Here is a 14,178-nt window from a genome sequence, read left to right on the forward strand (position 1 = left end):
GCGCATTACGGACGCCACACCGTCGGCTCGGGCTCCAGGAGGTCGGTCGCATCGGCACCCACGCAGTCGGCCAGGCTCACGCACCGCAGTGCCGGGTCGTCATAGGTCGAGTAGTAGTAGGTGCCGGTGCGGGCCGAGAAGCAGCCGGTGTACAGCGTGCGCTCGTAGGCGCCGTCGGCCATGAGGGCGGCCCCATCCACCATGGAGACATTGCCCAGGGTGTGGAACAACCGGGAGACGTTCTCCACTTCATTGTCCTTAACCGGGTAATGGGCGTTTAGGAATGCCGCCTTGGCGAATCTCGACGGCGAGTAATAGTCGCCGGGAATTCCACGCATGCCGGCACCCGAACCGAATGGGGAGAGTTCAGCGTCGCGCCAGTGGGCGGCGTCCGGCATATCACCGTTGGCGGTGATGAAGGTGCGCAGATTCTCCATGTGCCAGTCGAAAGTGGGCTGGTTGGCCAGAGTATCGACCGGGTTGTCGTGAATGTGCATGCCGTCCTTCATGTACTCCACCACGATGCTGCGCCGCCCATCGCCGATGATCCAGTGCAGCAGGGAGACGCCGAGGTTAGCGCTGACCGGTTTGGCCACGATGGCGGTTTCCACCAGTGCCGCCTCGACCTCATCGACGCTGGTGAAGTTCGCCGCGATCCACAGCGGGAACTCGTAGGCGGCCACGTTGGTCTTGCCGACCACCGGCCCGTCCTGATAGCAGGCGTAGCCGGGGAAGTTCAGCCCGGCGACGGCCAGGCCGGCGTCGTTGCCGCAGTCGAAGTACAGCGGGTAGTCCTCGAAGACGATGCCCATGCCGATCACCGCGTGCGCGGCCGGAGCATCCTCGCCGAACGCCGAACGGATCATGAAGCCCGAGGGGACGACTACGATGCGCTCGCCATAGGACGTGCTCCAGTCCAGATTGCGCCCGAAGTACATGTTGCCTTGACTGTCCGTGAACCTGATTCCCGTGCACATGGCAGCCTCTTTCCATATGTGAGCGTTGACGACGTATTGACTGAACGGTGCCGGCCGGGCACCTGGAAGGAAATGTAGTACGCCACTCAAGCGCATGTGGGAGATTTCACCAATTCGATACGGCGGGCGCCTTATCTGGGAAAACAATGAAATTAGTCTGCGGTTTTCCGGGATGGAAAAGTGGCATCAATCTGGCTCTTCGAGCCTGTGGTGTGGCTTGTTGTCTGTTCTGGCGAACCCGAGAAGGGCCTCCGGCCTCCTCAAATGCTGCCTACCGCGTCCGAGGAGGGACTCCCCTTCCCCGCTCATCGCACCCGCGGGGACGTACACCAGCCAGCACTCGTGCTCTCTGCCCTTCCACCACCACACCCCCCGAACACGAAGAGCCGGTGTTCGCGGTTCGACCTGAGTTCGGCCTCAGATTCGACGATCCGTGCCCGGACCAGTCAGCCGGCCGCGATGACCGCCGCCGACTGACCGGTCCGGCTCCTGAGCCTGCCTGCTGTCTCGCCCCGTCCTCCTGTCACTCAGCCTCGAAGCCCTGGGAGTCGAACTTCAGGGTCTGGGCGTTCTCGCTGATGGTGCGTACGTCGGCATCGAGGAACCCGCCGGGCTTGGTGGCCTCAATGTCGATGGTGATCTTGAGCCGTGCGCCTGCGCCGGCAAGACGGTCGATCACCTCGCGGGTGACCGTGCCGATGTCGCGCCCATAGCGCTCCGGATCCACGGTGACGGATCCGAAGAACCGGGTCGGCACCGCTTCCATGCCGGATTCGGTAGCAGTCGCACCGCCGGAGAGTCCCCCGGCGGTGCTGTGACTGGATCCTGATGCGTCGCCGTGGTCCGCTCGCGTCTGCCCTGCTTCGTCCGACGACGCGGCCGGGGCGCGCTTAGTTGTCGCCGACGCCGCCACTGCGGCCCGGTCGGCGTCGAGCTGCTGCTGCGCCTTGGTTACGTCAACCAGCAGCGTGGAGTCGGTGACTTCGATGTGGGCGTCGGCCTGGGGCGGGATTATCAGCCCCCGGTACCTTCCGTTCTCCGGGTCCTTGCCGGTAGCGATGGCGAAGCGCTCGTCCCCGACGAGAACCGCGTCAACAGAGCGGCGGATGCAGTCATCCAGCACGCTGCGGCGGACCAGCCGCGGCAGGTATGGGTAGCGGGTCAGGTACCCCCACAGCTCCCCCACGCTGAGTTCGCCGTCCCGCTCCCATACTTCCTTCAACTCGCTGTGAAGCATGACTCCGAGGAAGGGCGCGCCGAGCTCGGTGACGAGCTGCTCCTCCCGGCGGAGCTTCACGCCGACGCGTTCGGCCAGCGAGCCGCTGCCGGAGTCGGGAATCCTGGTGACGTCGAGTTCGAAGGGGACGGTGGCGACGGGCTGGTAGGGGTAGAGCGCCCACTGATAGGTGCCGCGCAGACGGTCCTCGACGGTCTGGTTCAGCCGGGCCAGTTCCTCGCTGACCTGCTGGTTCTGCTGGGCCGACAGGTTCAGTGATTCCGCCTTTGCCTGCACCTGCCTCCAGCCCAGGTAGCTACGGGTGGCGGCCTCCAGGGAGGCGAGCTCACCGACGTCGGCCAGCAGGAACACCAGGGCGTTGCGGTGCGTGCGCTGAGCAGCTCCCCTGGACTCGATTGCCTCGTGCACCCAGCGGTGCGACGGCGAGTCGGGGCCGTCCTGCTTGCTGCGGGCGTGACGGGGATGAACGACGACGAGCCGGGCCTCCTCCAGGTCGGGGATCTCCGCGCTGGAGGCGGGTGCCAGGTGCACCCGGTCGAAGGCTCCGCGGGCACGGTCCTGGCCGCCCAGGCGCCGGACGATTTCGTTCCATACCAGTTCTTCGTCCTCGCGCAGCCGCTCGGCGTAGTCGTTGGCGGTCTTGGTCAAGGACGGGCTGGTGTCGAACCAGTAGTGTCCCTGGTCCTGGTAGAAGTAGGTGGAGCGCTGAGCCAGCGCCTCCACGGCGGTGCCGAAATTGCCCAGTACGTCCCCGGGTACGGCGGTGCCGAGCCACACGTAGGGCTTGTCGATCCCCTTGTGGGCCGAGCTGGTGCGCGGCGCCGCCCCGAGGAACACGGTGCGGGCGATGCGCCGTGTGGTGAAGCGTGAGCCCAGGCTCGTGCGCTCGTTGTCGATCGCCTGGGCGGTGGAGGCCGGGCCGTCGATATCGGAGTCGATGACGGGCTTCCACCGGTCCTCCAGGTACTGGGTGAGGTCGGTGTTGACGGTGGTGGCGCTCAGGGGCACGTTGCCGGGCAGGATCAGGGGTGAGGCGTCCTGCGAGGCCCACAGTTCATGGACCACGGAGGAGACGAGCTTGAGCACGCCGCGGGTCCGCTGGAAGCGCTCCAGGGTGGACCAGTCCTCATATAGCCGGTCCAGCAGTTCGGGGTGCAGCGGGTAGGAGGCGCGGATGCGCTTCTCGTAGTCGTCATCGGGCCCGGATGCCTCCCGGGGAAACAGGGCCGGGGCGTTGCGGTATACGTTGACGAAGGCGCGGGCGGTGGTCCGGATGGCCTGGAGGCCCTCGGCGTCGGGCTCCTGGAACAGGCGGCGACGCACGATCTCGAAGGACTCGTCCCGGCTGGAGGGGCGCCACTGGTCCGCCACCCGGCGGATGACGTTCTGCAGCCGCTGCAGGGCGAGGTGCCCGTTCTCGCCGCCGATCTCGATGTCGCTGCCGCGCCCGTCCGGGCCGGAGTCCGACGCCGGGATGGAGACCACCAGCATGGTGCCCGGGATGGAGCGCACTACCTCCGTGAGTGACTGGGCGAAGGTGAACTGGGTGTCGAAGGCGCCGGCCGGGAGCTCCTTGTCGGTGAGCAACTGGCGGGCGTAGGCCACCCACTCGTCGATGAGTATCAGCGCGGGTGTGTACCGGCGCAGGAGTGTGCCCAGGGAGTCGCCGGGATTGGTGCCGGTGCGGTCGGCGTCGGCGATGATGTCGTAGGCCTCGCGGCCGCCGAGCTGCCAGGCGAGTTCGCCCCACAGGGTGTGTACCTCGGTGCCGTCGTCCTTGACCTGCGGGGAGCCTGCCTGCAGGTAGGTACCCACCAGGGCGACGCGGTGAGCTTTGAGCCCGGCCGGATCGGGGTTGCCCGCATCCGCCAGTAGGTCTTGGAGGTCCTGCGGGAGCCTCTGGGCGCTGGTATCGCCGAACAGGTGGTACAGGGCGAGCATGGAGTGGGTCTTGCCGCCGCCGAAGTTCGTCTGCAGGTTGATTACGGGGCTGGCCCCGGCGTCGCCGCCGAGCCGGCGTACCGCCCGGGTCAGCAGGTCGCGCAGGCCCTCGGTGAGGTAGGTGCGGGAGAAGAACTCCACCGGGTCCGCGTATTCGCTGCCGACGGCTTGCCCGGTGGCCACCTGGTGCAGGTCGGCGGCGAACTCGGAGGCGGTGAACTTGCCGCCGGCCACGTCCGGGTGGGGGCGGATGACCTCGCGCCAGGGCCGCAGGCCGTTGCCGCTCACCGTGGTCTTGGCGACCTTTTTGACCTGTTGGCGGGTCTGGGCCTCGTACACGGTGCGCTGCAGGGTGGCGTGCATCTTGTGGACGTCGGTGGCGGAGTCTACGGCGCCCACGGCCCGCAGCAGCCGCTCGGTGGTGTCCAGCGCCCGCAGGGTGTCCTCGGAGCTGAGTTTCTCGCCGTGCGCCCACTGGTTGCGGGTCTCGCGCAGCTCGGAGGCGAAGCTCTGCTGGGCGCGGGAGAGCACGTTCTTGAACTCGTAGCCGTGCTCGTTGATGGCGCGCAGCAGCACCATCGGGTCGTCCTTGGACATGGTGCGGGCGGGCCGCCCGTGTTTGGCGGCGTCGCGGGCCGCCCAGGCGGTGGGCCAGTCGGTGGTGCCGAAGATCTGGGCCATGACCGGATCGACCGTGTCGATGAGTCCTTCGGCTAGCAGTTCGAAGGCGCGACCGACGTATTCCCGGTTGCTGAGTGCCATGTCAGTCCTCTCCGTTCATGTTGAAGCCGTCCTGTATGGCGGTGGGTATCCCGGCGAGGCGGCGTGCCTTGCCGGTGATGTCGGCCCAGGCGGTTACCAGGCCGTTGAACAGGAGGGCGTCCTCGGTGTGGTGCTGTTTCTCGGCCTCGTGGAAGAGGAGGAAGCCGAGTTCCTTGATGGAGTCCGGGCTGATGCGCGACTGCGCCTGCGCGAGCAGCTGGGCGGTCCGCTCCACGCCGTCCTTGTTCATGACGGCGGCCAGGCGCACGGTGGCCTCCCAGATGCTGATGCGGTCGTCGGCCTCCGGGTTCCACTGCCCGTCCAGCTCGGAGGGGGACAGCAGGCGCGCCTTGCCGCCGCGCGCCTGGAAGGTGCCGCCGCGTTCCAGGGCGCCGAGCGAGGTGTCGCAGCTGCGGGCCAGCTGGTCGGCCAGGCCGGCGCTGTCCTGCTCCCAGCCGTATTGGCGGTACCAGCGGGTGGCGAAGCGCGTGTCCGGGTCGGTGTCCGCCTCCTGCTCGCCGAGTACCTCGTCGAGGGTGGCGTTGATGAGGGTTAGGGCGTCGCTGACGGTCATATTCGTGCCGTCGGCCTCGCGCACGCGGGTGTAGCGGGAGAACACGGAGATGCCAGGGCCGATGGCGGCCTGGGCCAGGTCGACCGGGGCGACGGCGCCCTGCATGAGCGTGCGCAGGGCACCCGGCAGCTCCGCCTTGAGCTGGGCCGTCAGGGCGCGGCGAGTGGTGGCGGGGGCATCCGCGGGGCGGGGCCGACAGGCCAGCACAATGGAGGAGGCCAGGGCATTGCTCCCTTGCGATCTGGGCCTGTTGGCCAGCTCACTGCGCATGGGCCAGGTGGCGGTAATCTCCCAGCCTGCGTCGATGAGGCCCGCCAGCAGCGTGTGCCACCCGGTGGAGGTGGTGCCACCTGCGGCGGCGTCCTGCTGCTTGTAGGCGTAGTAGACGGTCATGGGCACGGCCGGGTTGGCCCCCTGCCGGATACGGGCGAAGACCGAGTTGAAGCCATCGACGAAGAACTTGGCGGCGCCCTCCTTGCCGTCGTGCCGGTAGGGGTTGGCCACCAGCTCCTCGGCCTTGGGGGTGAGCATGGTGCCGACCACGTCGGGGTGGATATCGTGCAGGCAGCGGCGCAGCCAGATGTAGAAGAAGTCGGACAGGTCGGAGTAGCCGATATTGTCGTAGTAGGGCGGATCTGTGGAGATCACCAGGGAGTCGTAAGCGCGATCCGTGGCACTCACCTGCTTAGCTTCGCCGGCCGCGGATGCGGGTGCGTGGACGAGGGCCTTAGCCACCCACGTGAGCTGGCCGAGGAAGTTTCCCGAGGAGCCTGAGAAGATGTTCGCCTCCGTGTAGTCCCAAGTCATCGGAATCGCCTGACGGGTAAACAGATGCGTGATTTTTTCACCGGTCGTGTGCCAAGTGCATAGCGCATTGCAGTAATCCGCCGTGCGACTGACGCCCAGCGCCAGGTAGGTGGCCACCGCGTCGGCGTAGGCCTGGGCGCCGGTGCCGCCGTCCCTGAGTCGTTCCCCCGGCGGCGTTCCAGCCGCAAGGGCGTCGGCGAGCACGCGCTCGCGCGCCTCCCCCACGAGGTCACTCAGTGTAGTCAGCGCCACCAACTGCCGGTTCGTAAACAGGTCAATCCATTGTTTGAATCCATAAGCCTGGACACGGAAGCCAAGAGCCTGCACGGGCAAGGCTGCATCAGGTAGACCGACAGGACGATCTACCCGCGCAGCTTCTGTGTGCAACACCATTGGGGACGTGTACAGGCGCCCCGAGGGTCCCTCAGCAACAACGGCGATGAGGTGAGTTCCCATCCGGCCTGCTCGCGATTCGGAGCGGATGTAGTCGAAGTCGATTGGTGTTCCATCGGCTACGGAGACCGCACCGCGGCGGTTGATCGTGCCATCATCCTTTCCACGCGGTCCATTGGCGTCATGCATGACCTCGTAGTGGACCTGCCCGTCGCGGACGGTGGCCTTGATCCAGGCCTCATGGCCCTTCTTCTTGCTCAGCCACCAAGAGTTGACCAGTGGTGTTTCGATGGGGTTGGCGGGGTTGGGGCTGCGTACTGTGCGGGCCCACTTCCAGGCGATGACCGTGTATTCGCTGCCGTCAGGCCCGGTCACCTTGGGGTAGAGGTGGCCGATGCGGCGCTGCGCTTCATCGCGCATCCACTGCCCGTAGTGGCGAACATCCTCGGCCAGACCCTCGGCCCGCTGATAGAAATTCTGCTCGGCCCCGCCCGGGTGTACGGGCTCCCGGCCGGCGAAGCGCGGCGGAATATCCACCAGCGCCTTATTTATGATTACGGAGAGCGGATTCAGATCGCTCGCATGCGCTTCAAGGCCGAGGCGCTGCGCCTCTAAAGGAATAGACCCCCCCCCCGCGAATGGGTCGACCACCGCGGGCAATTCACCATTATTGCTCTTGCGAATCTCGGCCCGGGCCTGGCGCAGCAGCGTCTCATCGTTGCTGTTCTCCCACACCACCAGTCTGCGCATGAGCTCGTGCAGGCGGGCGCGCTCGGCGTCCTGCTCGGCGACGGTGGGGAACTGCTCCGGATGGGAGGCGGGATCGTCCACCAACTGGGCGAATAGCACGGCCCTCGCTGTGGCGAGCGGTTTGCGCGACCAGTACAGGTGCAGGGTGGAGGGATGCCCGTGGCGGATCGACTTCTCTCGCACCGAGGCGTCGTTGATGGCCTCCAGGGGCAGGGATGTCTCGATGAGTTTCTTTGCGGGCTGGGTCAGGTTCACTGCATGACTTTCTGCCGCATGGATGCGGCGGGATTGAGGGGAAACGAGGCGGAAACGGGTCAGCAGGGCGGGCCTCCCCGACTCCAGTGATCATTCCAGACCTCATTATAGGAATGGGTTGTGGCCGAGGGCTCCAGGTGGGTGAACGCACCCAAGACGTAACAAACCCGGTCATAGGCCGGTCCCCGCGGGTCCACCGCCACCAGCGCCAGGCGGTGGCGGTCTCCCTGCGTGCGGGCGAAGGCGACCTCGTTCGTGGTTATGGTGAAGGTGTCGGCACCCGTGATGCGTCCCTTGACCTCCAGGTAGTACACGGCGCCCGTGGGATCGTTGGAGCGGATGTCATAGCCGGGGTTGTTGTGCGGCATTTCCTCCGGCGTGCGTCCCAGAGCCCGCTCGGCGGCCAGTACGGCCTCCACGGCCCGGCGCTCCACCTCCTGGGTGTCGCGAGCGAAGCGGGCCTGCGTCTGCGAAACCGCGTTCGCGTCGGCCAGCAGGCCGGCAAGCATCCGACTTGGAACCACCAGCGCCATACCGCGTATGACCGCCGGTGCGGGCACCAGGTGAGTGGCGTCGTCGAGCTCGCGCATGCGGCGCTCCAGGCGCGCCTCCAGGCTCTCGACACGCTCCCGGGCGGTCTGCGCCCGCAACCGCCCAATATTGCCCTGACGTTCCTGGGCCTCCAGTTGGTTGTACTGATTGTCCCAGTAGTTGATCTCGACCAGGAGGCGCTGGCGTACCTGGACGCGGGTACGGTCGGTCTCCGCACCTATCCGGGCCTTGAGCTCCTCCAGGCGTGGCACGAGTCCCTCCCGGTACGCCCAGGCGCGCGCATCCCGCTCATGCGAGTGGCGCAGCCAGTCGGCATCAAGCAGACGGGCAATGGCCTCATGCTCCTCGGGGCGTGGCCGGTCGTAGTCGAGGTAGGCGGGGGCCGGTGTCACCGTGAAGGTGCCATCCTCGCCGAGTGAGGGGTAGTCGAAGTGGTGCGAGATGGTACGTCGGTCCACGCCGGTAACGCGCTGCTCCACCGTATGTAGCAGTGCCGGGGCATCTGCCTGCTTATCGCGCCGGTCAATGAACACAGCACCGCGTCGCAGGCACGTCCCCAGGTCCGCAATGGTCGCCTCGATCACGGCGCTGAGCAGCGGGTGCCCCGGAGCGAGCAGCGCAGCCGGAGGCAGGCCCTCGGGGTGCATACGCTCCAGCTCGAAGGTGACGCGCTCGTAGGCGCCCGGCAGCGGGTCCAGCCGGTTGGCTCGGCGGGCAAGGCCCAGCAGGCGCGGGGGCACGCGGCCGATCTCGTACCGGCCGGACTCCCGGCGGCTCATGCGCCCGCCCAAGCGCCGGAAGGCAGGGATGAAGAACGCGGCGATGTAGCCGGGCTGGAGGCGACGCTCACGCGCCTGCTCCATGCGTGCGCGCACCCCCTTCAAATCAAGGGTTGAGAACATGTCTGGGTGCAGGGCACGCTCCTGAAGTACCTCATTGAGCCCGGTGGACACGCCTCGGTCAATCACCCGATCCAGTTCCGCCTTGACCTCCGGCCGGTCCCCATAACGGATGGCCTCGATGAGCAACTCGCGCAAGGAGCGCTCCTCGAAGGCGCCGGAGTCCCCGAGCACATTGAACAGGTTGCCGTTGTAGGCACGCGACATCTGGCCGATCTTTTCCAGCAGTCGTGTGAATACCTCGCCCTCGCGGGTGCCGGAGGCCACCATGTTCCACAGGTGGCAGACCTCCCGCTGACCAATGCGGTGGATCCGGCCGAAGCGCTGCTCAATCCGGTTCGGATTCCACGGCAGGTCGTAGTTGACCATGAGATGCGCTCGTTGCAGATTGAGCCCCTCCCCCGCCGCATCGGTGGCCAGCAGCACCACGGCGTCGGGGTTGTGTGTGAACTCCTCGCGGGCGGCCTTGCGATCCTCCCGGCTGGTTCCGCCGTGGATGGTGACGACGGCGTCGGCCCTCCCGAGCTGGGCGGCGATCCGGCGCTGAAGATAGCTGAGGGTGTCCCGGTGCTCGGTGAAGATGATCAGCTTGCGCGGCGGCCCAGCACGGTTGGCGAGCAGCTGGTCGTTAAGGATGGTGCGCAGCTGCGCCCACTTGCGGTCCTCAGCGGACTCGCGCACCCGCCTGGCCACCGCGATGAGGCCATCCAAGATGGTGATCTCGGCCCGCAGCTCGGTGACCGTCTGGGCCGCGGTCGCCAGGTCTGTGACCTCGTCGACCTGCGCCTCGAACCGGGCACGCTCAAGCCACGGAACCTCGTCGTCAAGGTCGTCGAAGGAGTCCAGGTTGAAACTGACCGGCAGGTCCAGGTCGAGCGGCACCTCCCAGGACGGCGCCTCCCCGACAGGCGGCACGCCGCCGGAGGCGGCCGTGGGGTACTGGCCGCGCTGTACCTCCACCAGGCGGCGCTCCAGACGGTCACGGCGCCGCTCAAGAGAACGCACGATGGCCTCCGGGCTGGAAGCCAGGCGCCGCTGCAATACCGTGAGCGCGAAGCCGACGTTGTTTCCGCGCCTCCTCTCGCCGGCCTGTATCAGCCGCTCGGCCCGGCCCATCTCGGTACGTACATAGTCGGTCACCTGCTCGTACAGGTCCTGCTCGGCGGGGCTGAGCCGGTAGGTGACGGTATAGGCGTGCCGCTCCGGGAACAGCGGCTTACCGTCGAAGGTGAGCAGATCCTCCTTGACCATGCGGCGCATGAGTCCGCGAGTGTCGGTGCGGTGCACGCCGCTACGGAACTGCCCCTCGAAGCGGTCGCGGTCCAGCAGCGACATGAACAGTTGAAAGTCCTCCTCCTTGCCGGCATGCGGGGTGGCTGTCATCAGTAGCAGGTTGTGGGCCCTCTCCGAGAGCACCCGCCCCAGGCGAAAGCGACGAGTCTCGGTCACGTCGCCCGACCAGTTGGAGTAGTGGGCGCTCATGCGGTGGGCCTCGTCAACCACCGCGACATCCCAGCCCACCTCACCGATCTGCTCCATGAGGTCGTCGTCGCGGGAGATCTGGTCCATGCGCACGATCAGGTAGGGATGCTCGGCGAAGACATTGCGGCCCTGGGCGTCATCGCACATCTGGCGAGTGAAGACCTTGAAGTCAAGATCGAATTTGCCGGAGAGCTCGTCGTGCCACTGCTCCACCAGTCCCCCGGGCGCGACGACGATCGCCCGCTCGCAGTCGGAGCGCAGGATGAGTTCCTTCAGATATAGGCCCGCCATGATGGTCTTGCCCGCACCGGGATCGTCGGCCAGCAGGAAGCGCAGGGGCACACGCGGCAGCATCTCCTCGTACACGGCGCGAATCTGGTGGGGCAGCGGGTCGACGTCGGAACCGTTGACGGCCGCCATCGGGTCATACAGGGCGGCGTACTTGATGCGCAGCGCCTCCGCGGCCAGACGGAACTCGTCCGGATCGGCATCGAAGGGCGGGGCGGTATCCGCATCGCCAACGAGCTCGAATACGGCCGCGTCGGCCTCGGTGACCATGCGAGCACCGTCGATACCGGCGTCGTCCCTGTAGAACAGCTCTGACATTCCGGTGTCGATCGGATCCACGGCCACCAGCCGCACCACCCGCCCGTGCAGCACTCCGCGCAGCCGCTGGCCGGGGCGCAAGTCAGCCAGGGCGACCGCCGATCTGGTTGGTTCCTCCGCTGCATCCTTGACTGTCTCGTCCACGGCACGTCCTTTCGTGTTCGACGCAACGGGCCAGCATACGTCCTGCCTCCGACACGTATGCTCAAGCCACATCGGGCCCGGGCAGCGCTCGTCCGGCAATCAACTCCGCCACGCGGAACACCTCGTCCAGGTCCGGGGTCTGGCCGAGGTAGGTCAGCCGGTACAGGAAGGTGCCCACCAGCATGTCCACGCTGGTGACCGGGTCCGGTCCGTTCCACGCTCCGGTGTCCACCGCGCGGGCGACGGCGGCAATCGCCCCGTCTCGCAGGGGTGCGATCACGCGCTCCCGGTACGCGGCGGCCGCCCGGGGGTGCCCGGCGAGCTCCATACCCAGGCCGGGCAGCGCCGTCGTCAGGGGCGGGCGCATGAGCAGTCGCCAGGTGTGGACGATGATGCGAGCGAGGTCGGCCAGCGGGTCCTTACCCGCCGGGAACTCCCGCGGCCCGAGGGCGGCGTCGACGGCGTCGACGGCGAGCTCGGCCAGGGAGGGCCAGCGCCGGTAGATCGTGGACTTGGGGACGCCCGCGCGCGCGGCTACCGCGTCGATGCGCAGACCGTGCAGCCCCACCTCGGTCAACAGAGTGAAGGTTTCTCGCAGGATGCGTTCGTCCAGCGCGGTGTCGCGCGGGCGTCCGCCGCGGCCCGCATCTGTGCGCCGAGCGGTGCCGGCGCGCAGCCCGGCCCGTCGGCCCGCCTCACCCGTGTCGTCTGGCCTGCCCGCCACGGTGTCCTCCTCATCCTGTCACCGGATCGCACGCAATTCTTCCATCTGCCCCCCACTTCCGCTACTGTAGGTTGCGCAACTATTGGTAGCGATATCCTGGGAGGCCCCATGGACAGAGTTGACTTGGCGACTTCAGGACTGTTCTTCGCCTGGCTGGCTCACGACCTGGAGGAGTACGCGACCATGCCCGGGCGCCGTCACCCCTTCCTGCACGCCCTGCCACTGTTACCCGAGGACGTACGCACGCGGGGGATGTCGCGCGACCAGGTGTATGTGGCGCTGAGCCTGATGGGGGTGTTGATGGCGGCGGCCTCCTTGGACGGTTACCGCACCCGCGGGCGCTCGGGCTTCTACCAGGCGATGCTCTACGGCTACGGCATGCACGCCTTCATGCACCTGGGCTCGGCAGCACTGGCCCGCGGCTACACGCCCGGCTGCGCCACCGCCCTCCCGCTGGTGCTTCCGTTCTGGCGCTTCGCCAAGGCGGCTCTGCGGGCCGACGGCGTCGAGCCGAAGTCCGCCCGGTGGACCATTCCGGCCTTCCCCGTCGTCGGCGTCGTGCTGCATGGGGCCGGGTACCTGGCTGCGCGGCGCTGGCGGAGCTTCACCTCATGACGCGGCCCGAAGGCGTCAAGGCGGCGGCGCTGGGGCTGGCCGCCTGCTATCTGCTCAACGACGGCGAGGAACTATTCACCTACCGGGCCTCATCCGCCTGGCTGCTACGCCGCGCGCCGGAATGGATGCCGCTTCCGGAAGGGGCGCGGCGCGAGGGGTGGAGTCAGACGCATGTGAGTCTGGCGATCGCCCTGATCGGGATTCACTGGGTCGGCGCCTCGGTGGCGGGATACCGCAGCCGCGGTCGCTCCGCCTGGTTCCAGAACGCGGCCGCGGCCTGGGGCCTGCACGGCTTCGCCCACCTGGCGGCGTGCGCGGCCCGGGGCGGGTACGTGTCCGGGGCACTAACCGCACCGCTGGTAATCGGCTACGGCGCCTGGGCCCGCGGCGCACTTCGGGCCCAGGGCGTGCCCTCCCGCGTGTCGCCGGCCGGCGTCGCCGCCTCCCTGCCCGTACTGGTCGCAGCCCACGTCGGCGCCGAGGCCATACTCGCGATAGCGGGACACAAGCATCCACGACCCCGGCTGACCGACCGCGGTGCGGTAACGTGATCATCAACTTGCCCGAGGAGAACGGAGAGCGCCGCAGTGACACGTGTACTGGTGACCGGAACAAGCACCGGACTGGGGCTGGGCGCTCTGCATGACCTACTGGACGCCGGAGCAGAGGTCGTGGCGCACGTGCGTCGCGAAGCACAGCTGGAGGCGGTGCGTCGGGAGCTTGGGGTATGGGTTCCCGGCGTCGTCGGGGACCTGGCCGATCGGGCCCAGGTGCGGGACGTGGCCGAGCAGGTGACCGCCCTGGGAGGTGTGGACGCCGTCATCCACAACGCCGGCACCATGGACGAGCGTCTGGTGCTGGCCGTCAACGTCATCGCCCCCTACCTGCTCACCGCCCTCGTGCCCGCGCAGCGCCACGTCTACCTCTCCTCCAGCATGCACCGCGGCGGCCGACTCAACACCGCACGGCTGGCCGAACTGGACTGGATGGGCGTGCGGCCAACGGCGTCGTATTCGGACTCCAAGCTGCTGGTTACGGCGCTGGCCGCCGCGGAGGGCCGGCTCCGTCCGGGCACATGGGCTAACGCCGTCGACCCGGGCTGGGTGCCCACCCGCATGGGCGGCGCCGGCGCCCCGGACGACCTGGAGGCCGGGCACCGCACCCAGGCCTGGCTGGCGCTGGGCGATGACCCGCGCACCCACACCAGCGCCTACTGGCACCACCAGCGCACGCAGGAGCCCGACCGGCGCGTGAATGACATCGAGTTCCAGGACCGGCTGCTGGCCGCGTTGGCGCAGGAGACGGGAACGCCGCTGGGCTAGCGCCGCAGCCGGCACCGGAGACTCCGTCGGAACACGCTCACGGTGACGGCGGCCCCGCCGCCGTCCGGCTCCAGGACCGTTGCACGACGGTCTCGACCCGGCACCCGCGGCCCGTCCCGGACCATGCCGCCACGTCGT

8 protein-coding genes are annotated in these 14,178 nt (G+C 67.9%); 3 read left to right on the plus strand and 5 right to left on the minus strand.

Translation table 11 applies throughout. The features are described 5' to 3' along the window. Window positions 1-5: 5 nt before the first annotated feature. From bsh to ACGLYG10_RS12020, 5 genes are all read right to left on the minus strand, one after another. Window positions 6-977, minus strand: coding sequence for a choloylglycine hydrolase (bsh, locus tag ACGLYG10_RS12000; RefSeq protein WP_073332335.1), 972 nt, complete (start codon window positions 975-977; stop codon window positions 6-8). Window positions 978-1,500: 523 nt separating this feature from the next. Continuing rightward, window positions 1,501-4,917: a DUF499 domain-containing protein gene (locus tag ACGLYG10_RS12005; protein WP_073332337.1), complete on the minus strand. Its 3,417-nt coding sequence runs from the start codon at window positions 4,915-4,917 to the stop codon at window positions 1,501-1,503. Between the two features lies 1 nt (window position 4,918). Continuing rightward, complete coding sequence (locus tag ACGLYG10_RS12010) at window positions 4,919-7,696, minus strand: DUF1156 domain-containing protein (RefSeq protein WP_139240976.1); 2,778 nt, start codon at window positions 7,694-7,696, stop codon at window positions 4,919-4,921. Between the two features lie 59 nt (window positions 7,697-7,755). Beyond that, the gene (locus tag ACGLYG10_RS12015) at window positions 7,756-11,379 is read right to left on the minus strand and encodes a helicase-related protein (RefSeq protein WP_073332340.1); all 3,624 of its coding nucleotides are present in this window, start codon (window positions 11,377-11,379) and stop codon (window positions 7,756-7,758) included. Between the two features lie 61 nt (window positions 11,380-11,440). Continuing rightward, window positions 11,441-12,103, minus strand: a complete 663-nt coding sequence (locus ACGLYG10_RS12020) for a TetR/AcrR family transcriptional regulator (RefSeq protein ID WP_244542674.1) — start codon at window positions 12,101-12,103, stop codon at window positions 11,441-11,443. Window positions 12,104-12,211: 108 nt separating this feature from the next. Here ACGLYG10_RS12020 and ACGLYG10_RS12025 point away from each other — a divergent pair, with 108 nt between their 5' ends. The 3 genes from ACGLYG10_RS12025 to ACGLYG10_RS12035 are packed head-to-tail and all read left to right on the plus strand — an operon-like array spanning window position 12,212 to window position 14,040. After that, window positions 12,212-12,718, plus strand: a complete 507-nt coding sequence (locus tag ACGLYG10_RS12025) for an HXXEE domain-containing protein (protein WP_073332342.1) — start codon at window positions 12,212-12,214, stop codon at window positions 12,716-12,718. After that, complete coding sequence (locus tag ACGLYG10_RS12030) at window positions 12,715-13,269, plus strand: HXXEE domain-containing protein (protein WP_073332345.1); 555 nt, start codon at window positions 12,715-12,717, stop codon at window positions 13,267-13,269. The genes ACGLYG10_RS12025 and ACGLYG10_RS12030 overlap by 4 nt, the downstream gene beginning before the upstream one ends. Window positions 13,270-13,305: 36 nt before the next feature. Next, on the plus strand, window positions 13,306-14,040 hold the full coding sequence (locus ACGLYG10_RS12035; RefSeq protein WP_073332348.1) for an SDR family NAD(P)-dependent oxidoreductase: 735 nt from the start codon (window positions 13,306-13,308) through the stop codon (window positions 14,038-14,040). The last annotated feature ends 138 nt before the right edge of the window (window positions 14,041-14,178 follow it).

The organism is Actinomyces glycerinitolerans (assembly GCF_900098745.1).
GTDB lineage: Bacteria > Actinomycetota > Actinomycetes > Actinomycetales > Actinomycetaceae > Actinomyces > Actinomyces glycerinitolerans.

What these genes read in the sequence shown, in the direction of transcription:
- bsh (WP_073332335.1), bottom strand. Translation starts at nt 977, where the DNA reads ATGTGCACGGGAATCAGGTTCACGGACAGTCAAGGCAACATGTACTTC.
- ACGLYG10_RS12030 (WP_073332345.1), top strand. Translation starts at nt 12,715, where the DNA reads ATGACGCGGCCCGAAGGCGTCAAGGCGGCGGCGCTGGGGCTGGCCGCC.
- ACGLYG10_RS12005 (WP_073332337.1), bottom strand. Translation starts at nt 4,917, where the DNA reads ATGGCACTCAGCAACCGGGAATACGTCGGTCGCGCCTTCGAACTGCTA.
- ACGLYG10_RS12025 (WP_073332342.1), top strand. Translation starts at nt 12,212, where the DNA reads ATGGACAGAGTTGACTTGGCGACTTCAGGACTGTTCTTCGCCTGGCTG.